Origin of the sequence: Isoptericola sp. NPDC058082, assembly GCF_042885055.1 — a bacterium.
In the GTDB taxonomy this organism is placed as follows: Bacteria; Actinomycetota; Actinomycetes; order Actinomycetales; family Cellulomonadaceae; genus Isoptericola.
This window is the reverse complement of the sequence record NZ_JBHVSQ010000019.1, coordinates 46,873-69,863: the sequence shown is the minus strand read 5'-3', so window position 1 is coordinate 69,863 and position 22,991 is coordinate 46,873. Positions and strand designations below refer to the sequence as shown.

Annotated in this window: 18 protein-coding genes and 2 pseudogenes; 8 read left to right on the top strand and 12 right to left on the bottom strand. The window is 75.7% G+C overall.

The genetic code is table 11. The features are described from left to right. The 6 genes and pseudogenes from ACFVS0_RS19255 to ACFVS0_RS19230 all read right to left on the bottom strand — a co-directional run. Nucleotides 1-1,035 (bottom strand): annotated as a pseudogene (locus tag ACFVS0_RS19255) (hypothetical protein); the annotation flags it as partial. Beyond that, on the bottom strand, nucleotides 1,032-2,372 hold the full coding sequence (locus ACFVS0_RS19250) for a hypothetical protein (RefSeq protein ID WP_430588864.1): 1,341 nt from the start codon (nucleotides 2,370-2,372) through the stop codon (nucleotides 1,032-1,034). The gene ACFVS0_RS19250 and the pseudogene ACFVS0_RS19255, both read right to left, overlap by 4 nt. Continuing rightward, nucleotides 2,369-3,208, bottom strand: a complete 840-nt coding sequence (locus tag ACFVS0_RS19245; RefSeq protein ID WP_430588863.1) for a heme ABC transporter ATP-binding protein — start codon at nucleotides 3,206-3,208, stop codon at nucleotides 2,369-2,371. Before ACFVS0_RS19245 ends, ACFVS0_RS19250 begins: the two co-directional genes overlap by 4 nt. Beyond that, nucleotides 3,205-4,311 (bottom strand): FecCD family ABC transporter permease, encoded by a 1,107-nt coding sequence (locus ACFVS0_RS19240; protein WP_430588862.1) that lies wholly within the window; start codon nucleotides 4,309-4,311, stop codon nucleotides 3,205-3,207. The genes ACFVS0_RS19245 and ACFVS0_RS19240 overlap by 4 nt, the downstream gene beginning before the upstream one ends. Beyond that, entirely contained in the window at nucleotides 4,308-5,471 is a 1,164-nt protein-coding gene (locus ACFVS0_RS19235) for a hemin ABC transporter substrate-binding protein (protein WP_430588861.1), read from the bottom strand. Before ACFVS0_RS19235 ends, ACFVS0_RS19240 begins: the two co-directional genes overlap by 4 nt. A gap of 176 nt (nucleotides 5,472-5,647) precedes the next feature. After that, a complete protein-coding gene (locus tag ACFVS0_RS19230) occupies nucleotides 5,648-6,295 on the bottom strand; it encodes a heme oxygenase (biliverdin-producing) (RefSeq protein ID WP_430549139.1) in 648 nt (215 codons plus the stop codon). Nucleotides 6,296-6,452: 157 nt separating this feature from the next. On the opposite strand from ACFVS0_RS19230, the gene ACFVS0_RS19225 reads away from it, so the two are divergent. The 4 genes from ACFVS0_RS19225 to ACFVS0_RS19210 all read left to right on the top strand — a co-directional run bounded on the left by ACFVS0_RS19225 (nucleotide 6,453) and on the right by ACFVS0_RS19210 (nucleotide 10,574). Further along, nucleotides 6,453-7,082 (top strand): DinB family protein, encoded by a 630-nt coding sequence (locus ACFVS0_RS19225; protein WP_430549140.1) that lies wholly within the window; start codon nucleotides 6,453-6,455, stop codon nucleotides 7,080-7,082. Next, on the top strand, nucleotides 7,079-7,501 hold the full coding sequence (locus ACFVS0_RS19220; RefSeq protein ID WP_430549141.1) for a VOC family protein: 423 nt from the start codon (nucleotides 7,079-7,081) through the stop codon (nucleotides 7,499-7,501). The genes ACFVS0_RS19225 and ACFVS0_RS19220 overlap by 4 nt, the downstream gene beginning before the upstream one ends. 34 nt (nucleotides 7,502-7,535) lie before the next feature. Next, nucleotides 7,536-8,825 (top strand): 23S rRNA (uracil(747)-C(5))-methyltransferase RlmC, encoded by a 1,290-nt coding sequence (gene rlmC, locus ACFVS0_RS19215; protein WP_430588860.1) that lies wholly within the window; start codon nucleotides 7,536-7,538, stop codon nucleotides 8,823-8,825. 123 nt (nucleotides 8,826-8,948) lie between these two features. Next, nucleotides 8,949-10,574, top strand: a complete 1,626-nt coding sequence (locus ACFVS0_RS19210; protein WP_430584286.1) for a M20/M25/M40 family metallo-hydrolase — start codon at nucleotides 8,949-8,951, stop codon at nucleotides 10,572-10,574. 111 nt (nucleotides 10,575-10,685) lie between these two features. Here ACFVS0_RS19210 and ACFVS0_RS19205 read toward each other — a convergent pair whose 3' ends face one another. The 4 genes from ACFVS0_RS19205 to ddaH form a co-directional block, all read right to left on the bottom strand. Continuing rightward, on the bottom strand, nucleotides 10,686-12,158 hold the full coding sequence (locus ACFVS0_RS19205; RefSeq protein ID WP_430588859.1) for a zf-HC2 domain-containing protein: 1,473 nt from the start codon (nucleotides 12,156-12,158) through the stop codon (nucleotides 10,686-10,688). A 249-nt stretch (nucleotides 12,159-12,407) separates the two neighbouring features. Then, entirely contained in the window at nucleotides 12,408-13,622 is a 1,215-nt protein-coding gene (locus ACFVS0_RS19200; RefSeq protein ID WP_430588858.1) for a hypothetical protein, read from the bottom strand. Between the two features lie 205 nt (nucleotides 13,623-13,827). After that, nucleotides 13,828-15,018: an ornithine cyclodeaminase gene (locus ACFVS0_RS19195; protein ID WP_430549146.1), complete on the bottom strand. Its 1,191-nt coding sequence runs from the start codon at nucleotides 15,016-15,018 to the stop codon at nucleotides 13,828-13,830. Further along, nucleotides 15,015-15,959, bottom strand: coding sequence for a dimethylargininase (ddaH, locus tag ACFVS0_RS19190; RefSeq protein WP_430588857.1), 945 nt, complete (start codon nucleotides 15,957-15,959; stop codon nucleotides 15,015-15,017). Before ddaH ends, ACFVS0_RS19195 begins: the two co-directional genes overlap by 4 nt. Nucleotides 15,960-16,096: 137 nt before the next feature. On the opposite strand from ddaH, the gene ACFVS0_RS19185 reads away from it, so the two are divergent. From ACFVS0_RS19185 to ACFVS0_RS19170, 4 genes and pseudogenes are all read left to right on the top strand, one after another. Next, complete coding sequence (locus ACFVS0_RS19185) at nucleotides 16,097-16,555, top strand: Lrp/AsnC family transcriptional regulator (protein WP_430549148.1); 459 nt, start codon at nucleotides 16,097-16,099, stop codon at nucleotides 16,553-16,555. A gap of 1 nt (nucleotide 16,556) precedes the next feature. Further along, entirely contained in the window at nucleotides 16,557-17,498 is a 942-nt protein-coding gene (locus ACFVS0_RS19180; RefSeq protein WP_430588856.1) for a hypothetical protein, read from the top strand. Nucleotides 17,499-17,660: 162 nt separating this feature from the next. Continuing rightward, nucleotides 17,661-17,849: pseudogene (locus ACFVS0_RS19175) on the top strand (hypothetical protein); the annotation flags it as partial. After that, nucleotides 17,850-19,967 (top strand): hypothetical protein, encoded by a 2,118-nt coding sequence (locus tag ACFVS0_RS19170; RefSeq protein ID WP_430588865.1) that lies wholly within the window; start codon nucleotides 17,850-17,852, stop codon nucleotides 19,965-19,967. It abuts the pseudogene before it with no gap. 84 nt (nucleotides 19,968-20,051) lie between these two features. On the opposite strand, the gene ACFVS0_RS19165 is transcribed toward ACFVS0_RS19170, so the two are convergent. Both ACFVS0_RS19165 and ACFVS0_RS19160 read right to left on the bottom strand, forming a co-directional pair. Next, nucleotides 20,052-22,379, bottom strand: a complete 2,328-nt coding sequence (locus ACFVS0_RS19165; RefSeq protein WP_430588855.1) for a bifunctional metallophosphatase/5'-nucleotidase — start codon at nucleotides 22,377-22,379, stop codon at nucleotides 20,052-20,054. A 156-nt stretch (nucleotides 22,380-22,535) separates the two neighbouring features. Further along, nucleotides 22,536-22,928, bottom strand: coding sequence for a DUF3817 domain-containing protein (locus tag ACFVS0_RS19160; protein ID WP_430549152.1), 393 nt, complete (start codon nucleotides 22,926-22,928; stop codon nucleotides 22,536-22,538). Between the last annotated feature and the right edge of the window lie 63 nt (nucleotides 22,929-22,991).

Below are 22,991 nucleotides of genomic sequence, written 5' to 3'. Positions count from 1 at the left end.
CGGCTGGTCGGCGCCGCCGGGCGTGTTCGCACCGCCGCCCGTGCCGACGCCGCTCACCGGCGGCGTGCTGCCGATGCTCTGCGCGGCGTCGAAGCTCACGCCGACGACGGCGGGCGGCTTCGCGGCGTCCCGGTGCCCGGAGGAGTACCAGTAGGAGGCCTGCCCGGTGCGCTGCTGGAAGTCGACGAGGTTCTGCGGGAACGACCCCCAGCACGACCCGGCCGGGTCCTGGCGCACCTGCGGGGCGCTGTCGCCGGCGTCGACCCGCACGCCGCAGTAGGCGGGCTGGAGGAAGCCGCCCTTGCTGCCCGTGAGCTTCTCGCCGTCGAAGGTCGCGAGCGTCACCCGCGTCGCGGGCAGCCTCCCCCACCGGGTGACGTCCTCGCGGTCCGCGGCGTACCCGCCGGCGGTCGCGGTGAGCGTGCCGTCGCCGTCCGCGTCGAGCCGCAGCACGGGGTCGCCGGCCCACCAGTACGTCATGCCGCCGTAGAACACGACCGTGAACGAGCCGGTCCAGCGGATCTCCACGGACCCGTCGGCATCCCGCGTGCCGCGACCGCCGGCCATCACCACCTCGGCGCCGGACGTCGTGGAGAGCGTGACCTTCTCGCCGGTCGGGCCGGTGCACCGGGTGCCGAACGTGGCCTGCCGCTGGGTCGCGGCGGCGCCCGTGCCGACCGTGCGCAGCACGCGCACGTTCCCGGCCCGCCCGTGGTAGAGCCCGGCGTCGCCGTCGTCCCAGACCCGGCTGCCGCCGGTGTCCCCGTCCGTGCCCGGCGTGCCGGCCATGAGGAAGTTGCAGCCCACGTAGTTGCCGGAGCCCGCCTCGGTGTTCACGGCCCACCGCAGCTCGGCGTCGGTCAGGGTCGCGGCGCCGCCGTCGCCGTCCCCCGCGCCGTCCCGCGGGGGCACGGTGACGGTGAGCGGGATGACGTCGTCCGGGTCGTCCGCCGCGAGCGCCGGGGCGGCGGGGAGGGCGAGGAGCGCGAGCACCGCCGCGGCGGCGAGGGCCGCGCGGGCGCGGCGCGCGCTCACGGCTCCACCTCCGTGGCCGGGTCGGTCGGCGTGTCGTCGGCACCCGGGGCCGCCGCGGCGCGGGCCGCACGGCGCCGGCGGGCGGCGGTGACCGCGGACGTCACGACGAGCAGCAGGAGCAGCAGGGCGGCGGCGCCCACCGCGAGCTCCGCGGGGCTGTAGGCCAGGCCGAGCGGCCCGGCGCCGGCCGCACCGCCGTCCGCGCTCGCGGCCGCGACCAGGGCGTCGGCGGCCTCGGCGTCGGCGGGGTCGCGCGTGACGATCACCTCGACCTCCGGCTCCCGCCCGGACGACGCGCCGGTCAGCCGGAGCACGTGGGTGCCGAGCCGCAGGTCGGACGGCAGCTCGAGCAGGCCCGCCACCTCGCCGTGGTTGCCCGCGCCGAGGGGGCCGACGGCGAGCAGCCCGTCGTCGAGGGTCGCGACCACCTGCTCCCCCGGCTCGAAGCCCTGACCGGCGAAGCTGAGCACGCGGCCTGCGACGGCCGTCGCCCTGTCGACGCCCACGGTGGCCTTGCCGGGCAGCTCGGCGGTCGCGCCCTCACCCAGGGCGCCGGAGCCCGCCGTGTCGTCACCCGCTCCCGCGTCACTCGCGTCACCCGTGGCCCCGGGGGCGGCCTCGGCCGCGGCGCCGTCCCCGCCGCCGGAGCCGCCGGACGTCCCGCCGTCCGAGCCGCCGCCCGTCCCGGCGTCGTCGGTGCCGGTGCCCGCGGCGGCGGCGCCGTCGAACGACACGGGCGTGAACGACTCGTTGGCGGCGTTCGCGACCCCGTGCGCCCCGATGGTGATGACGCCGCACCGCACCTGGGTGCAGTCCACGTCCACGGCGCTGCCGGAGCGGTCGACGGTGCTGAAGCGCGCCCCGGGCACCACGAGCTCGGCGGACCAGGTGCCGTCGGCCGCGATGGTGCCGCCGTTCGCCTCCGCCGCGGTGCTCGACCCGGGGAACGCCACGAACCGCTGGTAGCCCGCGTTGTCCGCGGCCTCCGAGTCGGGCACGTACCGCAACGTCTCGCCGGTCGCCCCGCCGGCGCTGGGCCGCCACGACCCGCCGGACGGGTCGGACACCCAGCCGAACAGCACGTAGACGCCGCCGAAGGCGTTCTTCACCGACTGGAACCCGCTGCCGCGCAGCGTCAGCGTCGTGGGGCCGTCGGCGGCCGCCCGCGCGGCGCCGTCCACGCCCGAGACGGACACGCGCGCCGCGGCCTGCGCCGCCGGGGCGGTCGCGACGAGCGTGCCGACGCCGAGCGCCGTGCTGAGCAGCGCAGCGAGCAGCAGCGCGAGGGTCGTCGTGGTGCGGTCGGCCGGGCGGCCTGCGCGACGGGTCGGGTTCATGCGGGGTCCTCGGCGAGCGTGGGGAGCGTCGGGTCGTGCTCGGGCGCGGCGCCGTGCCGGGGCAGCACGAGCAGGGCCCCGGTCACGGGGTGGGGCAGCACGTCGACGGGGTGGTCGTAGACGTCGGTGAGCAGGGCTGTGGTGAGCACGTCGGCGGGTGCGCCGTGCGCGGCGACACGGCCGCCCGCGAGCACCAGCACGCGGTCGGCCCACGCGGCGGCGAGCGCCAGGTCGTGCAGCACGACGACGACCGCGCCGCCGGCCCGGGCGTGCTCGCGGGCCCGGGCGAGCACGCGCTCCTGGTGCCGGACGTCGAGGGCGGCGGTGGGCTCGTCGAGCAGCAGCAGCCGCGGCTCCTGGGCGAGCACGCGGGCGTACGACGCGCGCGACTTCTCGCCCCCGGACAGCGTCGGGTAGCGGCGCGCCGCGAGGTGCGTGACGTCGGCGTCGTCGAGGGCGTCCGCCACGACGAGGTCGTCGCGGTCCTCCGCGTCGGTGCCGCGCCAGGGTGCGCGGCCCATGCGCACGACGTCGACGACGCGGAACGGGAAGCTGACCTGGTTCTCCTGCAGCAGCACGCCGCGGTGGCGGGCGAGCTCCGCCGGGCGCACGGCCGCCACCGGGGCGCCGTCGAGCGTCACGGCGCCCTCGTCGGGCCGCCGGTCCCCGGCGAGCACGGACAGCAACGTCGACTTGCCCGCGCCGTTCGGGCCGACGACGACGAGCACCTCGCCGACGGGCACGTCGACGTCGACGGTGTCGAGCAGCGTCGCCCCCTCGACGCGCACCGTGGCGGCGCGGACCTGGAGCAGCGCGCCGGTGCCGTGCCCCGTCATGCCCAGCCCCCCGCCTGGCGGCGCGTGCGCCGCACGAGCCAGAGGAAGAAGGGCCCGCCGACGAGCGCGGTGAGCATGCCGATCGGCAGGTCCGCGTAGGGCACGGCGGTGCGCGCGACGATGTCCGCGGCGAGCAGCAGCACCGCGCCGCCCAGCGCGCTGGCGGGCACGAGGACGCGGTGCCCGGGGCCGACCGCCATGCGCACCAGGTGCGGCACGACCAGCCCGACGAACGAGATGATCCCGCAGAACGCGACGGCGGCGGCGGTGAGCAGCGCGACCACGACGACGGCGACGACGCGCAGCCGCTCGACGTCGACCCCGAGGTGCCGGGCCGAGCGCTCGCCGAGGGCGAGCAGGTCGAGCCGGCGCGCCATCGCGCCCGCGGCGACGAGCCCGACGACCACCAGCGGCGCGACGATCGCGACGTACGCCCAGCGGGTGCCGTTGAGGGACCCGAGCTGCCAGAAGATGATCTGCTCGCGCTCCTGGGTGTCGCCCAGGAAGGTGAACAGGGCCAGCACCGCCCCGCACACGGCGTTGATCGCGACACCCGTGAGGACCAGCGTCACGACCTCCGTGCGTCCGCCGGACCGGGCGAGCGCGTAGACCGCGAAGGTCGCGACGAGGCCGCCGAGGAACGCCGCGCCGGCCGTCGTCCACGGCCCGGCGACGCTCACGCCGAGCACGATGGTCGCCGACGCCGCGACGGCCGCGCCGGACGAGACGCCGACGACGCCAGGCTCGGCGAGCGGGTTGCCGAACACGCCCTGCATGAGCGCGCCCGCGGCGGCGAGGGCCGCGCCCACCAGGATCGCCATGACCACGCGCGGGAAGCGGATGGTCCACAGGGCGGCGTACCCGTTCGGGTGCGACGGCTCCGGCCCGAGGTCGAGCCCCAGGCCCCGCGCGAGGCCGCCCAGCACCTCGGCCGGCGGGATGTGCAGGTGCCCCGAGCCCGCCGCGACGACGGCGAGCGCCAGCAGCGCCGCCGTCAGGCCGCCGAAGAGCCAGGCCACGCGGGCGGGGACCGCCGGGGGCAGCGGCGACGGGTCGGCGTCGGGGACGGCCGCGCGCGTGGCGCGCGGTGCGGTGGCGGTCACCCCTCGCTCCCGGAGGACGAGCTCTCGGAGGAGAGGCTCCCGGGGGCGTACAGCGCGCGGGCGAGCGCGTCGAGCACGGCGGCCGTCTCCGGGCCGAAGGCGAGGATCTGCGAGTCGTCCATGGCGACGATGCGGCGGTTCTCCCCCGCGGGCGTCTGCGCGAGGGCGGGCAGTCGCTCCAGCAGCCCGTCGACCCCGCCCGCGGACTCGAGGCCCTTGGACATCATGAGGAGCACGTCGGGCTGCGCGGCGACGATGCCCTCGTCGTTGACGGGCCGCATGCCCTCCCAGCCGATCTCGGACGCGACGTCGACGGCGCCGACCGACTCGACCAGCGAGTCCGCGCCGGAGCCCTCGCCGAACAGGTAGTAGACGCCGGCCTGGCCGCGCACGTAGAGGAACGCGACGCGCAGCCGGTCGGACTTCTCCTGCGGCGCGAGCTCCGCGACCTGCGCGACGACGTCGTCGACCTCGGCCTGGGTGCGCTCGGCCAGCTCGGCCCCCTCGCCGGGGACCCCGAGCGCCTCCGCCACCGACCGCACGAGGTCGCCCGACGTCTCCACGCTGCGGTGCGGGTCGAGCACGACGACGGGGATGCCGGCGTCGCGCATCTGCATCAGCACGTCCCACGGCCCGAGGGTCGTGTCGGTGAGGATCACGGTGGGCGCCAGCTCCAGGACCGCCTCGCCGGTCAGCTCGTGGCCGTTGGCCGTGACGAGCGGGAGGTCGGCGATCTCGGGGAAGGTCGAGGAGGTGTCACGCCCCACGACCCGGTCGCCCAGGCCCAGCTCGAAGACGGTGCGCGACAGCGTGCCGTACAGGTCGAGCGCCAGGATCCGGCTCGTGTCGGTGACGGTGACCTCGGTGCCCTGGGCGTCGGTGACGGTCACCGGGAGCTGCGGCTGCGGGTCGTCCGCGACGGGGGCGACGGGCGTCTCGGCGGTGCGCGCGACGGTCTCCCCGGTCCACTCCCGAGGGTCGTCGAGCACGTCCAGCTCGGTCAGCGGCGTCGTGTCCACGGCGGCCGCGCCCTGCTCGACGACGCCGCCCGGGGCGAGCGCGGTGCAGCCGGTGAGGACCAGCGCGACCAGCGGCGCGACCAGCAGCGCGAGCGGGGCGGCGAGGGCGCGGCGGGCGCGCCGGACCGGGCGGGAGGACATGCGGGTTCTCTCCTTGGTGGGGCGGCCGCCGGAAGGGGCCGGGCCGGACGCGACCTCGCGCCGGAGTCCTGCTGAGGCATGCCTAACTTAGGCGAGGCTGACCTTAGTTGTCACGCGCGGGACAGAGGTCGGCCCGGGTGATCCGCGTCACCCGGGCCGGGGCGGTCAGGGGCGGGTCAGGGGTGCGCGACGCCCAGCTCGACGAACATCGCACGGTTGAGCCGGAACGCCTCCTGCGCCTCGGAGACGGCGAGGTCCACCTCGGTGTCGTCGAGCTCGAGCCCGTCGAGGCGCTCGCGGTACAGGTCCTTGAACGGCTTGGCCTTGCGGATCTCGGGGAAGTCGTAGAACTCCAGGCCCGCGGCGCCCATGCCGTAGTGCCGCTGCATCATCCGCTGGATGACCTGGCCGCCCGAGAGGTCGCCGAGATAGCGCGTGTAGGCGTGCGCCGCGTAGCAGGCGACGTCGCCCCCGACCGCGTGCAGCCGCGCGACGTAGCGCTCGGTCGCGGGCAGCACGCGCACGACGTCGCGCCACCCGGCGCCGTACAGGTGCGCGAGGTCGCGCTCGATGGCGGGCACGCGGGTGAGCTCGTCGAAGACCAGGGCGCGGCCGCGCTCGTCCGCCCGCATCCGCTCGCTCGCCTGCTCCAGGGCCGTGTAGACGGCAAGCTGCTGCGCGGCGAGGTCGGCGTACGCGTCGACGTCGAGCCGCCCCGAGAGGAGCCGCTCGACGAACCCCTCGGACTCCGCCTGCGAGTGCTCGGCACGCGTCCCCTCGCGCAGCCGGGTCGAGAGCGGGGCGATCTCCGCGAGCACCGTCATGGGACCTCCAGGGTCGTGGTCGGCCGGCGTCCGGCACCTGAGGTCATGACGGGTTGTCACGACCTGGCGTCACCATAACAGCCGGAGTAAGGGTTGCCTACCCTGATCTTGCGCCGCGGGCGTGCGGGCTGTCGGTGCCACCCGGCAGGCTGGGCCGATGACGACGAGCGAGCTCCCCCCGGACGCCAAGGCCGTGCTGCACCGCTACCTGCGCGAGGCGCGTCAGGCGCTCGTGTGGAAGGTGGAGGGACTGTCGGAACGGGAGGCGCGGATGCCCCGCACCCCCACCGGCACCAACCTCCTCGGGCTGGTCAAGCACGCGGCCACGGTGGAGATCGGCTACTTCGGAGACGTCTTCGGCCGTCCGTGGCCGCGGCCCGAGGACGCGCCGTGGCTGGCCGCGGCCGACTCCCCCGACGCCGACGCGGAGGCCCTCCAGGCGGAGTTCTTCGCCACCGCCGACGAGCCGGCCGACCGGATCCTCGGCCTGTACCGGCAGGTGTGGGACTTCGCCGACGCCACCATCGACGCCCTGCCGCTGGACGCACCCGGGCGCGTCTGGTGGTGGCGCGAGGGGAACCGCGACGTCACGCTGCACCAGATCCTCGTGCACGTGTCCACGGAGCTGAGCCGGCACGCCGGGCACGCCGACATCCTGCGGGAGGAGGCCGACGGCGCCGTCGGGATGCGGGCCGACAACGACAACCTCGCCGACGGGTTCGACTACACCGCGTTCACCACCCGGCTGCGCGGCATCGCCGAGCGGTTCCCCGAGGAGGCACGATGACCGACCACGACGTCCCGACGATCCGACAGGTCGTGCTCGACACCACCGACGCGCGGCGGCTCGCGGAGTTCTACCGCGAGCTGTTCGGCCTCGCGTACCGGGCCGGCGACGAGGCGCCGCCGCCCGGCGCGCCCGACCCGCGCGGCGAGGACTGGCTCGTGCTGCGCCACCCCGGCGGCGTCCCCCTCGCGTTCCAGCAGGTGCCGTCGCTGCCGCCGAGCACGTGGCCCGACGACGGCGTGCCGCAGCAGCTGCACCTCGACGCGACCGTGCCCGACGTCGCCGCGCTGGACCGCCAGCACGAGCGCGCCCTCGCGCTCGGCGCGCGGCTGCTGCACGACCGGTCCGACGACCCGGAGGAGCCGCTGCGGGTCTACGCCGATCCCGCCGGCCACCCGTTCTGCCTGTTCGTGGGCTGAGGGCACCTCGCCGCTCACGGGGGACAATGGGCCGGTGCAGTGCCCTCACTTCGACGCCGGCCGCTGCCACTCGTGCACCCTTCTTGCGACGCCGTACCCCACGCAGGTGGACGAGAAGGTGGCGCACGTGCGGGCGCTGCTCGCCGACGACCGCGTCGACTGGCTCCCCGCCGTCACGGGCCCGGAGTCCGGGTTCCGCAACAAGGCGAAGATGGTGGTCAGCGGCACGGTCGAGGAGCCGGTGCTCGGCATCCTCGGGTCGGCGGCGGGTCCGTTCGCCGGGCAGGGCATCGACCTCACCGACTGCGGCCTGTACCCGCCTGCGCTGCAGGAGTCGTTCCCCGTCTTGGCCGCGCTGATCACGCGGGCGCGGCTGCAGCCCTACGACGCGACGTCGCCGTCCCGCGGGGCACGCCGCCGCGAGACCCCGCGCGAGTCCGCGTGGCGGGGCGAGCTCAAGCACGTGCTCGTGACCCTCTCCCCGGACGGCGAGCTCATGGTGCGCCTCGTGCTGCGCAGCCAGGAGCCGGTCGCGCGCCTCCGCAAGCACCTGCCCTGGCTGCTCGAGGAGCTGCCCCAGGTCGCCGTGGTGAGCGTCAACGTGCAGCCCGCGCACGCCGCCGTCCTCGAGGGCGACCTGGAGGTCGTGCTCACCGAGCGGCAGGCGCTGCCGATGCGCGTCGGCGCCGACGGCATCACCCTGCACCTGCGCCCGCAGAGCTTCTTCCAGACCAACACCGCGGTCGCCACCGCCCTGTACGCGCAGGCCCGGGCGTGGGTGGACGAGGTGGCCCCCGCGTCCCTGTGGGACCTGTACTGCGGCGTCGGCGGCTTCGCGCTGCACTGCGCCGCCCCCGGGCGGGCCGTCACCGGCATCGAGATCTCCGCGGAGGCCGTCGCGAGCGCGGGCGCGACCCGCGACGGGCTCGCGGCGCTGCCCGCGGACGCCGTCGTCGCCGGGCACGACGCCGCGTGGTGGGCCGACGCCGTGGCCGACGTCCGCTTCGCCGCCGGCGACGCCACCGAGTCCGTGCTCGGGTCCGTGCCCGGGTCCGTGCCCGGGTCCCCGCGCGATGGCGCCGCCCCCGAGCTGGTGGTCGTCAACCCGCCGCGGCGCGGCATCGGCGCCGACCTGTCCCGCCGGCTCGAGGAGTCCGCCGTCGGGCACGTGCTCTACTCCAGCTGCAACGCCGTGACCCTCGCCGAGGACCTCGCGCGCATGCCGTCCCTGCGGCCGACCCGCGCCCGCCTGCTCGACATGTTCCCGCAGACCAGCCACTACGAGGTGCTGGTGCTGCTCGAACGGACGACCCTCACCGCCTGAGCCCAGGGGTTTCCTGAACACGCGCTGAGGCCTACGCTCGCGCCAACCGCACCCCGCAGCGTCGCGTGGTGCGTCGTGGGCCCCTACCCGGGCCCCGCCGAGTCACCCATCTGGAGGTCGACCGTGAGAGTTCGCAAGTTCCCCGCGGTCGTCGCGACCACAGCCCTCGCCGGGCTCGTCCTCGCGGCGTCCCTCACCCCCACCGCGACGGCGGCACCCGCCGTCGCCACCGGCCGGCACGGCACCCACGTGCCGGGCCCCGACCTGTCGAAGAAGGTCACCGGCGAGCGCGTCTTCCGTCACCTCGAGGCGTTCCAGGAGATCGCGGACGACAACGACGGCAACCGTGCCGCCGGCAGCCCCGGCTACGAGGCGTCCGCGCGGTACGTCGAGAAGACCCTGCGCAAGGCCGGGTACCAGCCCGAGCGGCAGTACTTCGAGTTCGACACCTTCGACGTGCTCGACCTGTCCGTCACCGTGCCCGGCGTCGACCTCACCCCGGTCGCGATGACGTACTCGACGTCCACGCCCGACGACGGCGTCACCGCGGCCGCGGTGCGGCCCGCGATCGCGGACGGCTGCCCCGCCAGCGACGACCCCGAGGCGCCCCACGACGACTCGTGGGCCGGCGTCGACGCGACGGGCAAGATCGCCGTCGTCCAGCGCGGGTCGTGCACCTTCGGTGCCAAGGCGCTCGCCGCCGGCGAGGCCGGCGCCGCCGGGCTCATCATCTACAACAACACCGACGGCGCTCTCAACGGGACGCTGGGCGAGACGAACGACGGCTACGCCCCCACGGTCGGTGTCACCCAGGCAGAGGGCGCGGCCATCGTCGCGGCCCTGGAGGCCGACCCCGCGCTGCAGGTCTCGTTCGACCTGCAGGCCGAGAGCGGCACCGACGAGACGTTCAACGTCATCGCCGAGACGAAGCGCGGCCGGCACGACAACGTCGTGATGCTGGGCGCCCACCTCGACGGCGTGCCGGAGGGCCCGGGCATCAACGACAACGGCACCGGCTCCGCGGCGATCCTGGAGACCGCCGTCCAGCTCAACAAGAAGAGCGCCAAGCTCAACAATGCCGTGCGGTTCGCGTGGTGGGGCGCCGAGGAGCTGGGGCTCGTGGGCTCCGCGCACTACGTGGACGACCTCGTGACGAACGACCCCGAGGCCCTCGACGACATCGCGACCTACCTCAACTTCGACATGGTCGGCTCGCCGAACTACACGATCGGCGTGTACGACGCGAACGAGTCGACGTTCCCCGCCCCCGTCACGGTGCCCGAGGGCTCCGTCGCGACCGAGGCCGTCTTCACGGACTACTTCGACGGCATCGACCAGGCGTGGGTGGACTCGGAGTTCTCCGGCCGCTCCGACTACGACGCGTTCATCAGCAACGGCATCCCGGCCTCCGGCCTGTTCACCGGCGCGGACGCGATCAAGACGGAGGAGGAGGCCGCCATCTTCGGCGGCGTCGCCGGCGAGGCCCTCGACCAGAACTACCACTCCGCGGGCGACGACCTGTCGAACGTGAACCTCGAGGCGCTGGACATCATGTCCCGCGCGATCGGGCACGCCGCGCAGCAGCTGGCGTGGAGCACCGAGGCCGTCAACGGCGTCGAGCCCGGTCGGCCGGGTCACGGGCACGGCAACGGCCATGGCAACGGGCACGGGAACGGCCACGGCCACGGCCACGGTCACGGGAACGGCGGGGGTCACCACCGCGGGGCGCACGGCTTCGCCACGCGCTGACCTCGCTGAACAGCACTGAGCAGCGCTGACCAGCGCTGACCAGCGCTGAACCACGGTCGAGCCTGTCGGGACCCCGGTCCCGGCAGGCTCGACCGCTGTCCCGGGGGCGGCTCAGCCTGCGGAAGGGCGGGGGGACGGCGTCGCGCTGGGCGCCGCCGCCTCGTCGTCGGCGCCGTCGGAGATCCGCTCGAGCGACACCACGGGGTCGACGTCCTCCGGGGCCTCGACGTCGATCTCGATCGTGTACGACCGCGGCTCGCCCCATCGACGCTGAGGAACTCCGACCTCGTCCCCGCGGAGCACCATGACGTGATCGTCGTCGGCACGCACGTCGACGACGGTCGCCGACGACGGCGCGACGACGCGGTACCAGCGTTGCCCGTGCCAGCTCGCCCTGACCGACCTGGTCACGGTGGTGACCACGAGCTCGGGGTCGGGCTCCTCCGGGATCGTCGGTTCCTCCGACGGCGACGACGTCGGGGTCGGGGTGGGCGACGGGCTGGGCGAGGGGGGCGGCGGGCTGGAGGAGCCGGGCGGCGTCGGGGACGACGTCGGCCTGGTCTCCGGGTCGCCGGGCTGCGGCGACGACGGCGTCGTGCCGGGCTGCGTGACCGGCGGCGGGGTGGTCGGAGCGGTGCCGGGCGCCGTCGGGTCCGACGTCGGGGCGTCGGTCGCGGGCGGCGCCGGGGCGTCCTCGGACGGCGTCGGCTCGGCCGGGGTGGTCGCGCTCGGCTCGGGCTCAGGAGGAGCGTCGGGTGACGCCGCGTCGCCGGGGGCGGGCGCCGGGGCCACCGCCGACGACGTCGGGCCGGGCGCGGGCGGCGCGGCGACGGGCCCCCCACCCCCACCGCTCACGGCCACCGCGACGGCCGCGACCGCGACCCCCGCCACCGTGCCCGCACCGATCATCCCGGCCTTGCCGAGCTGGCCCAGCCGCAGCCAGAGCGTCCGGACCCACTCCCACGCCGCGAGCAGCGCGGCCCCGACCGGCCCGGACCACGCGATCGCGCCCAGGCCCGTCGTGCCGGCGCCGAGCGCGCCGACGACCACGGGCGCGGCGGCGCCGGCGGCCATGCCCCCGAGCAGCAGCGGGCCGGCGTCGCGCACGGCCCAGCCGGCCTCGCGCACGTCGATGAAGGCACGCATGCAGCCCTGGCAGCCGAAGAGGTGCGCCTCGAGCACGGTGCGGCGCGGCGGCGACAGCCGGTGGCGCACGTAGGAGTGCAGCGACTGACGGGTGTCGAGGCAGCCGGGCGGGCACGCACGGGCGTGGGCGGCGGCGAACGCGGCGCCGAGCCGCTCCTCGGCCTGCCGCAGACGGCGCAGCACCGCGCGGGCGTGCATGCCCAGCTCGGTGGCGATCGCCGGGAGCTCGCGGCCCAGGACGTGCCGGTCCCACAGCAGCCGCTGGTCGTCGTGGGGCAGCGTCGCGAGCACCGTGCGGAGCACCGCCGGGTCGGCCGTGCCGGCGGCCCCCGGAGCGTCGTCGCGCCCGTGCGCGGCGGCCGCGGCACGCATCTTCCGGATCGCGTCGTCGACCGCGCCCCGGCGCGCGGGCGCGTCGCCGTCGTGGATCGCGGTCACGCGACGCCCCCGTCCTGCCGATGCTCGTCTGCGCCCGTCGTCACGGGCCGTTCACGGCGCGCGGCACGGGCACGCCGGGGGCCATGATCGCAGCGGCCCACGGGGCAAAGGCAAATCCCGGGGCCCGGGGCGGTGTGCCGCGACGGCACCCGTCGAGACGCCGGACGGCTCCCCGGCCCGGTCCCGGACCGGCGCGGCGGGCCGCTCGCGGGGCCTGTCCACGGGCTGCTCCGTGGGCTATGACGTGGGCTATTCCGTGGGCTCGGTCGGCGGCGTCTCGCCCGGGTCCGGGTCGGTCGGGTCCGGGTCGGTCGGGTCCGTCGGTTCGTCGGTCGGTGTCGCGGTGGCGGTCGGCGTGGGCGTCGACGTGGTGGCGGGCGAAGGCGTCGGTGACGACGGCGCCGGGGGCCGCGTCGACGGCGTCGTCGTCGAGCCGGACGACGAGCCTGACGACGAGGTCGACGACGAGGTCGACGACGAGGTCGGCTCGTCGTCGCGCCCGGGCGACGACGTGGGCGACGTCGACGGGTCGGACGTCTCGGCGTCGTCCGACGACTCGGTCGGCGAGGGCTCGCCCGACGGTGTCCCTGACGGGTCCTCGGACGGCGTCGGCCCCGCGCTCGGGCCCTCGTCCCCGCGCGGCGCCGACGAGGGCGAGGCCACGGGCGACGTGGCACCGGCAGGCACCGACCCGACGGTGGTCGCCTCCGGCGACGAGCCGGGGTCGGAGGCGGCCGGTGCCGCGTCGCCGCTGCCGAGCGCGATCGCGACGGCCGCCACGGCGACGCACGCGACGGTGCCCGCGACGATCAGCCAGCTCTGCCGGCGCGCAGGCCGCGGGGCGGAGGCGGACGGGGTGCCGGACGCGGTGTCGGACGCGGTGCCGGACGCGGTGCCGGACGCGGTGCCGGACGGCACCTCGGAGGCCGTCGCGACCGCGGGCGGGCGCCAACCGCCCGCGAGCAGCCGAGGCCCGGCGTCCCGCAGCGCCCAGGCGGGCTCGCGCACGTCGACGAACGCGCGCAGGCAGGCGGCGCAGTCGAGGAGATGGTCCTCGACCCCCGTCTCCCGGCCGGCCGGGGAACGCCCCTGGTCGAGGTCGAGCAGCGCCGGCCGCGTGCCGGCGCAGCCCGGCGGGCAGCCCTGCGCGTGCGCGGCGACGAGCGCCACGGCGAGGGCCTGCTCGGCCTGCGGCACGAGCCGGGCCGCCGCGCGAGGGTGGGTGCCGAGCGCGGCGGCGACGGCGGACGGCTCCTGCCGCTGCACGTGCGTGGCCCACAGCAGCCGCTGGTCGTCGGGCGGGAGCGTCAGGAGGGCGGTGCGCAGCACCTCGGGGTCCGCGGTCCCGGCCGCGCCGGGCGCTCCCCCACGACCCGCGGCCGCGGCGGCGACCCGCATCCGGCGGATCGCGTCGTCGACATAGCCCGCGCGCGCCGGCGCGTCGTCACCGCCCGTCTCGGTCACGGTGCCCCCGTCTCTGGGTCTCCAGCGGCGCGCCGACGGCACGCTCGCGGGGCTCATGATGGCAGCGCGCACCAGGGTTTCGGCAAGTCCCCGTCCAGCCACGTCTCAGGGGGCGGGACGGCGGACGACGAGAGGCCGGCCCCGGCCGTGGCCTCCCCCGGGGAGCGGGAGGTCACGGCCGGAGCCGGAGTCGGGTGGGCGACGGTCAGGACCGCGCGGTCGCGAGCGCCTCGACGTGCCCGCGCCCGGCGAGCCCCATGAGCCGGTCCAGCGCGCGGCGGGCGTCGGCGCGGTCGTCCTCCTGGGCGGCGAGCACCAGGGAGTACAGGTCCTTCGGGTCCTGCGGCTCGGCGACGAGGTCCAGGTGCTGGAGCAGGGCGGCGGGGACGTCGTCGCGCACGAACCGCAGCGCGGCCCAGTCCTCGACGGCGAACCCGACGGAGTCGAAGACCGTCACGGTGGTGTCGTCCGCGGTGCGCCGGTCTCCCGCGTGCCGCGCGAACGCCTCGCCCGGCCCCGCGGTGGCGGGGGCGCCACGGCGCCCGTCGCGCCGCCCGGCCACGACCTCCCACAGCTCGGTGACGACGAGGTCCGGCGTCTGCTGGATCTCGCCCTCGATACGGGTCTGCGGCTCGTACTCGACGAACACCTCGGCGTCCCGCAGGATCGCGGGGTCGAGCTCGGTCTTGCCGGGGCAGTCGCCGCCGATCGCGTTGACGTGCACGCCCGGGTGGGCGAGGCGCGTGACCATGTCGTGGGTGAGCACCGTCGCGTTCGTCTTGTCCGCCGTGCAGGTGGTGATGACGTCGGCGCCGGCGACGGCGTCCTCGCCGCTGGACGCCTCGTGCACCTCGAAGCCGAGGGCGCGCGCGTGCCGGGCGAGCTTGGCCTGCGCACCCGGGTCGGTGTCCCAGACGCGCAGGTGCGTGACGCCGAGCGCGGCCCGCATGCCGAGCGCCTGGAACTCCGACTGCGAGCCCGCGCCGATCAGCGCGAGCGTGCGCGAGCCGGCGCGCGCCAGGTAGCGGGCGGCGAGGGCCGACGTCGCCGCCGTCCGCAGCGCCGTGAGCAGCGTCATCTCGGCCAGGAACGTGGGATAGCCGTTGCGCACGTCGGCGAGGACGCCGAACGCCGTGACCGTCTGGAAGCCGCGCGCCGGGTTGCGGGGGTGGCCGTTGACGAACTTGAAGCCGTACGTGGCGTCGTCGGACGTCGGCATGAGCTCGATGACGCCGTCGCGCGAGTGCGACGCGATCCGCGGCCGCTTGTCGAGGTCGGGCCAGCGGGCGAAGTCGACCTCCAGGGCGTCCACGAGGCGCCCGATGACGGCCTCCGGGCCGCGGTGCGCCACCCAGCGCGCCATGGACGCGACGTCGAGGAACGGGACCGTCGTCATGCGTGGGCCTCCTTGCTGGTCAGGACGTCGGTCGTGCCGGTCGTGGGCGCGGGGCGGAGCTCGAGGGTGCAGCACTTCACGGAGCCGCCGCCCTTGAGCAGCTCGGACAGGTCGATGCCGACGGGCTCGAAGCCGCGCTCGCGCAGCCGGGCGTGCATCCCGGTGGCGCGGTCGCTGAGGAACACGTGCCGCCCGTCGGAGACGGCGTTGAGGCCGAGCACCGCGGCGTCCTCGGGGGTGGCGAGGATCGCGTCGGGGTAGCGCTCCGCGAGCACGGCCTGCGACGCGGGGCTGAAGGCCTCCGGCAGGTACGCGACGACCGGCGACGGGCCGCCGTCGAGCACCGTGAGCGCCGTGTCGAGGTGGTAGTAGCGCGGGTCCACGAGCTCGAGGGTCACGACCTCGATGCCGAGCAGCGCGGCGACCTCGGCGTGCGCGGCGCGGGAGGTGCGGAAGCCGGTGCCCGCCAGCATGACGTCGCCGGCGAGCAGCAGGTCGCCCTCGCCCTCGTTCTGCTCGGCCGCCTGACCGAGGCTGACGACGCCGTCGCCCGCGGCGGCGAACCACCGCTCGTAGGCGACGCCCTCGGGCCGCCGCTCCGGGTAGGTGAACCGCGCCGCCAGGGCGCGGCCGCCGAGCACGACGCCGCCGTTCGCGGCGTACACCATGTCGGGCAGGCCGGGCACCGGGTCGATCACCTCGACATGGTGGCCGTGGGCCTCGTAGGTGGCGCGCAGGCGCTCCCACTGCGCGAGGGCGCGGCCGGTGTCGACCGGCACTCCCAGGTCCATCCACGGGTTGATCTCGTAGACCACGTCGAAGTAGGTGGGCGGGCACATGAGGAAGCGGCGCGGGGTGGCCGTGCGCTCCGGCGTGCGCTCGAGCCTCGCGGGCTGGGGAACCGTGGCCGACGTCGTCGTCGGCGTGGTGAGAGCCGTCATGACCGGGACGCTAGGGCCGCCGACGTTGCGCCGGACCCGCGATCCGTTGCGCGTCTCGGGACCCGAACCGACGGATCGTGCGCGACGGTGGAAGAAATCGGGCATGGTGGCGGCATGGAGACGCGCGTGGAGACGGTATGGACGTCCTGAACCGCAGGATCGTCGGGCACCTGCTGCGCGACGGGCGCGCGACCTACGCCGACATCGGCGCCGACGTGGGGCTGTCCGCGCCGGCGGTGAAGCGGCGGGTGGACGTCATGCTCGCGCGCGGCGAGATCACCGGGTTCACGGTGCGGGTCGCACCGGAGGAGCTCGGCTGGGGCGTCGAGGCGTACGTGGAGCTGTTCTGCCGGGGCAACGTCTCTCCCGCCACCCTGCGCCGCGACCTGGCGACCATCCCCGAGATCGTGCGGGTCGACACCGTGACCGGCGAGGCCGACGCGATGGTGCAGATCATGGCCGGGAACATGGCCGACGTGGAGCGCACCGTGGAGGCCATCCGCGCCAGCGCCCGCGTGGACAAGACGCGCACGTCCCTGGTCATGACGCGCGTCATCGACCGGCCCGCGCGCTCCTCCTCGGCGGAGGGGGCGTGACGTGCGCGCCCGTCGCGCCGTCGCGCTCGCCGCGGGCCTCGCCGTCGGCCTCGCCGTCGTGGCGACGGCCTGCACCTCCCCGGGTGACGACGTCGCGCCGCTGCCGAGCGGCGTCGCGCAGGGCCTGAGCGCCGAGCTGCGGCAGGACCGCACGCAGTACGCCGACCACCGGGCCAAGGTGCACGTCGTCAACGGTTCCGACAGCACGGTGACGCTGCTCCGCGGCTCCCTCGACGCGCCCGGCTACGGCCCGAGCAGCGCGGACGGTGCGGTCCGTGCGCGCACCCTCGCGCCCGGCGCCGGCCGCGACCTGCGGCTGCGGCTCGGGGAGGTCGACTGCGACGCCGAGCCGCCTGCGGCCCTGTCGGGCGCGGACGCGCAGACGACGCCGGTCGCGACGGCGACCGTCCGCGTCGCGGCGGGCGGGTCGTCGCCCGGCGTGGACGGCGCGGGCGCGGGGACCGCCGTCGAGGTGGAGGTCACCGACCCGCTGGCCCGCCTCGCCGCCGTGCACGCGGAGGTGTGCGCCGAGCGCCTCGTCGCCACCGGCGTCACCCTGCGCGTCACCGACGTGCGCACGGCGACCGTGCCGACGCCCGACGGCGACGCGCCCGGCGGCCGCATCACCCTCGCCGTCGAGCCCGTGGCGGGCGGCTCCGAGGTGCAGATGGTGGAGATCTCCGGCACCACGCTGCTCTCCCCCGCCGCGGGCACCGCCTGGACGGGCGACGACCTGGCCGGCCAGGCGGACGGCCAGGTCGTGCTCGACGTCGTGCCCGCACGCTGCGACCCGCACGTCGTGGCCGAGGACAAGCGCGGCACGTTCCTGCCCGTGCACGCCGAGGTCGACGGCGCGCCGCAGCCGGTGATCTACGTGCCGATGACCGACCAGCAGCGCGCCGCCATCTACGACCTGGTGCACGACGCCTGCGGCTGGGGCTGACCGCGGCGTCGCGCACCCCGAGCGGGTGAAATCTGCGCACGGGCTCCCCTTATTGAGGGTGCATCAGTAAGGTCCCTCCAGACCCGTCGACGACGACGGGCCGCGGCCACGAGCCGTGCGGACGCCTGCGTCGCCGACGACGCGGACCGGAGTGAGGCCCCGATGAACCCGACCACCCCCGTGCCACGACGATCACGCGGACCGGCCGTCTCGGCCGCCGCGGCCGTCACCGCCCTCGCGATCGCAGCACTCCTCGCGCTCGTGGTGCTCGTCCTGCTGAACGGCAAGGTCGCCGACGGCGCCACCCGCCTGGACGCGGGTGCCGTCCAGGTGCACGACGGAGCCGGCCGGTTGTCCGACGGCAGCACGCAGCTCGCCGACGGCGCCGGCGAGCTGTCCGACGGGGCCGGCGAGCTGTCCGACGGCACCGCCCGACTCGTCGACGGCGCCGACGACCTCTCGTCCGGCACGGCCGAGCTCGCCGACGGGGCCGCCGAGCTGTCCGAAGGGCTCAACGACCGCCTGAGCCCCGGCGCCACCCGCGCCTCTGACGGCATCGTCGAGCTGCATGACGGCACCGTCCGGCTTCACGACGGCAGCGCCGACCTCGCCGACGGCACGTCCCAGCTCCACGACGGCAGCGTGACCCTCGCCTCCGGCTCCGAGAAACTTGCCGACGGCGCCGCCCGTGCCGACGCCGGTGCGGGGAAGCTGGCCACAGGGTCCGACAAGGCCGCCGACGGCGCCCTCAACGTGGCGGGCGGGGCGTTCGCCCTGCGCGACGGTAACCAGGCTGCTGCCGACGGCGCCGACTCGTTGGCCTCGGGCACGGCCCAGCTCGCGACCGGCTCGAGCGCCATCGCCGACGGTGCGAAGCCGCTCGCGGCGGGGGCAAGCTCGGTCGCCGACGGCACGAAGGCCCTCGTCACCGGCAGCGGCGCGCTCGCCCAGGGCTCCGGTGATCTCACGGTCGGTGCGGCCGCAGTCTCCGACGGGGTCGCCAGTCTCTCGGAGGGACTTGACTCGCTCATGGACAGCGGCCCGAAGCTGGAGACCGGAGCGAAGGACGCCTCGGCCGGAGCCGCCACCCTCGCATCGGGCGCCAAGACGCTGCTCGATGGCACCCAGCAGGCCGCCGCCGGCGCATCGAAGACGGCCAGGGGCGCGACGGATCTCGCGGCCGGAGCGGACCAGGCCGCGATCGGCGGTGCAAAGCTCGCCGACGGCCTGAAGGCAGCCCAGGCAGGCGCCTCGAACGTAGCGGCCGGGACGTCCGGGATCGCCAAGCAGCTCACGGATCTCGCCTCTGCCACCACCGACCCCGACGCCCGTGCACGGCTCGAGGCCCTGGCCGCTCAGGCGGAGAAGGTCGCGGCGGGTGCCTCTGGCGTCGCTGACGGTGTCACGCAGGGCCGTGACGGCGCGACGACGCTGGCCGGGTCCCTGAACGAGCTCGGTGCAGGAGCGGCGAGCCTCCGCGACGGCGCCCAGCGCCTCGATGCAGGGCTGAACGACAAGGAGGAGGGCCTCGTCGCCGGAGCAGCGAGGCTCTCGGCCGGCTCCTCCGACCTCGCGGACGGCACCGTCGCAGTCAGCGACGGCGTCTCGGCCGTGCTCGCCGGCGGCAAGCGGCTCCAGGCCGGCGCCAGCGCAGCCGCCACCGGGGCGAGCAGGGTCGCGGCCGGCTCCGTCGATCTCGACGCCGGGATGAAGGACCTCGCCGGCAAGAGCGTCACTCTGAACGACGGCGCACAGCGTGTCTCTACCGGCAATGCCACCATCGCCCAGAGCACCGCGGCGCTCGCGGCTGGCGTCGCCACGGCCGACACTGGCGCACGCTCTCTGGCCACCGGGACGGCGACCCTCGCCACTGGTGCCGACCAGCTGGCCGCTGGCTCGCTGCTGGTTGCAGCGGGTACGGACCAGGTGGCGACGGGCGCGACCGAGCTCGCGGGCAAGACGCCCGCACTCGCGGCTGGGGCCGACGCCGCCGCGGCGGGCAGTGCGAAGCTCGCCGCCAAGCTGGGCGACGCCGAGGCAGGCGCCTGGCGCCTCAACACCAAGCTGGGTGACGCGGAGGCCGGTGCGAGCCGCCTGGAGGACGGCCTGGACGAGCTCGCGACCGGCGCCACGGACGCTGCCGCAGGTGCCGAGCGGCTCAGGAAGGGCAGCGTGCGCCTGGACGCGGGGGCGGCCGAGCTCGCCACGGGCTCCGGCGACCTGGCCGCCGGTGCGGGACGCCTGCTCACGGGCGCGACGCAGCTCTCGGAAGGCAGCACCGAACTCGCGGACGGAGCGGCCACGCTCGCCGCAGGGACGACCGAGCTCGCGGACGGCACAGGCACGATGAGGTCCGAGATGGAGTCCAGCCCCGCCGGGGGCGCCGCGCTCGGCGGCGGGATCCTGCTCGCCCTCGGCCTGCTGGCGGCCGTGGCCGCCACGGCGCTGCACGTCCGGCGTCGCTCCTGACGTCCGCACGCCGGCGCAAGGACGGCCCGGCCCGACGCTCAGGAGAGCGTCGGGCCGGGCCGTCGTCGCGTCAGCGCTGGTCGGTCACCATGCGCCGAAGATGACCTCCCACAGGCTCTTCACCCGGATGGTGGTGGTCGTCGTGGCCGCCTCGGTGGCGTCGTCGCCGGAGTAGCGCAGCTCCACCTCGACGGTGCCGGGCTTGAACGGTCCGACCCACAGGCGGGCGTCGCCCTTCTTGTTCAGCGTGTCGACGTCGACCTTCTTGCCCTGGATCGTGGCCGTCACCTTGCCGGTGGGCGTGCCGTCCGGCGTCTCGACCGACACGTCGAGGCGCGCGGGCTGGAGCCACGCGACGACCGTCTTCGGCGCGTCGACCGTGAGGGTCGGGGTGGCCTTCGCGGGCTCCGTCACCTCGATCGGCACCGTCACCTCGGTGCCGGTCGCGGCGCCCCTGAGGGTGAGGGCGGTGGCACCGGCCGGGGCGTCCGCCGGGAGCTGGACGGCGACGGAGGCGGTGCCGATCGTGTCGTCCGGCGTCGTGCCGGCCGCGGTGGTGACGGCGGCGGTGCCGAACTCGGTGTCGCCGAGGGACACCGTGAGCTCGGGGTCGGTCACGTCGCCGGGGGCGGACATCGACCAGGACGAGACGTCGAAGGCGACGGTCGCGCCGGGCTCGTACGCCTCGGGGGCGTCGGACGGGAACGAGACGCCGACGGCGCGCTGGCTCGGGTCCACGGCCAGGGGCTCGTCGGCGGTGTGCGTCGCCATGTAGTCGACGAACGCGGCGAGGTCGGCCTTGCCGGTGTCGCGGGCGTTCGCGCCGTCCGCGAAGGCGCGGAAGTTGTCGCCGCCCGACGCGAGGAACGAGTTCACGGTGACCGAGTACGACGTGGCGGGGTCGACCGCCTCGCCGTCCAGCCAGATGCCGGTGACGCGGTCACCCTCCTCACGGTTCGCGTCGAACGTGTAGGTGAAGCCCTCCGAGACGCCGAGCCGCAGGAACGGCCGCGACGGCACGTTGCCGTCGGCGTCGCGCTGCCACTGCTGCTCGAGGACGGTCTTGAGCTGCTCGCCCGTGAGGTCCATGTTGACGAGCGTGTTGGCGAACGGCTGCACCGCGGCTGCCTGCTTGTAGGTGAGCGTGCGCGGGAAGGCGTCTGTGCCGGAGCCCACCATGTCGGCGCGGAGGCCGCCCGGGTTCATGAACGCGATCTGCGCCTCGCCCGACTCGGGGGCCTCGGTGGCCCAGCGCTGCACCTCGGCGACCAGGTTGCCGAGCGTGGACTCGCCGCCGCGGTTCTCCGCACCCGAGGACAGCTTGGCGCGGTTGAACGCCCCGCCGATCTCGCCCAGCGGCTCCGCGCCGAGCACGTCGGCCTCCTTGACCGCGTCGGCGACGATCGTCGCGACGTCGGGGTCCGCCGGGTAGGCGCCGGCGAGCGGCAGGATCCCGGTCTCCACGCCGACCGGCTCGCCGGTCGCCGCGTCCACCGAGTACGTGAGCTGGTTGAGGTTGTAGCCGTACTGGCCCGCGGAGACGACCGGGCGCTCCGTCACGGCCTCGCCGGACCACGCGTCGACCGGGAACTTGCAGTCGTACGCGAGGTGCGTGTGCCCGGAGACGATGGCGTCCACCTCGGGGCTCACGTCGTTGACGATGCTCGCGAACGCGTTGTCCGCCGTCGGCATCGCGGCGCAGTCCGTGGACTCCGCGCCCTCGTGCACCAGCATGACGACGAGGTCGGCGCCCTCGGCCTTGAGCGCGTCGGCCTCCTCGTTCACCGAGTCGACGATGCCCCGCACGTCGAGGTCCGCGATGCCGGCCGGGCTGACGAGGGCGGGCAGCTCCTCCGTGACGGCGCCGACGAAGCCGACCTGCACGTCGCCGAAGTCCTTGATCCACGTGGCCGGGACGGCGTCGTCGCCGGTCGCCCTCACCTTGAGGTTCGCGGCCACGTACTGCCACTCGGCGCCGCCGTACGGGTTGGTCTCGGCGTCGTAGGGCGCCATCACCCGGTTCACGAGGTCGTCGTAACCCTGGTCGAGCTCGTGGTTGCCGACCGCCGACACGTCGAGGCCCGCGGCGTTGAGGGCGTCGATCGTGGGCTTGTCGTGCTGGATGAAGGACTCGAACGTCGAGGCACCGATGAGGTCGCCCGCCGCCGCGAAGACGGTGTTCGGGTTCTCGGCGCGCAGCTGCTGCACCGCGCCGGCCAGCACCGCGGCGCCGGCCTCGGTGCCGTTCGCCTGGATGCGGCCGTGGAAGTCGTTGGTGGCGAGGATCTGGACGTCGACGATCGGGTCGGCGCTGGCGGACACGGCGCCGGTGGTGGCGATCCCCGCGAAGGCGAGGGACACGCACGCGACGCCGGCGGTCCGCCGGCGGAGGGTGGGCCGAGCAGAGGTCATGGGACGCTCCCGGTGACAGTGACTGTGGTGGGCGTCACCGTAGCGGGGCCGTGCGACAGCGGCATGACGACCGCGAGAACCGGGGAAGAACGGCACCTTCCGCGCCGGGTCGGGGACTACCTCGGCGGATGCCGGACTACCTCGGCGGGTGCGGGACTACCTCGCCGAGATCGTCTCGGGCTCGGGCTCCGGTGCCGCGGACAGGCGGACGGCCGGGTCGCTCAGGTGCCCCGTGCGGCGCAGCCACCACTCGGCGAGCAGCGTCGTCAGGGGCGGGACGGCGGCCGCGAGCGCCACCAGCGTGCGGAACCAGCCCCAGCGGAGCTTCACCGCCGCGACCAGCGCGATCACCACGTACGCCACGAAGGCCGCCCCGTGCAGCCGGCCGAACAGCCAGACGCCCGCCTCCGTCGTCTCCGTGACGTACTTGAGGAACATGCCGACCAGCAGGCCCGCCCAGGTGAACGCCTCGATCACGGCGATCACCGCGTACACACGGCCGGTGCGGGACAGGGGCTGGCGGGCGGGCGACAGGGGCGCGGCAGGCATGAGGGACCTCTCGGGACGCGGGCGGTCGGGCCAGTCTGCACGACGTCGGCGCACCGCCGTCGC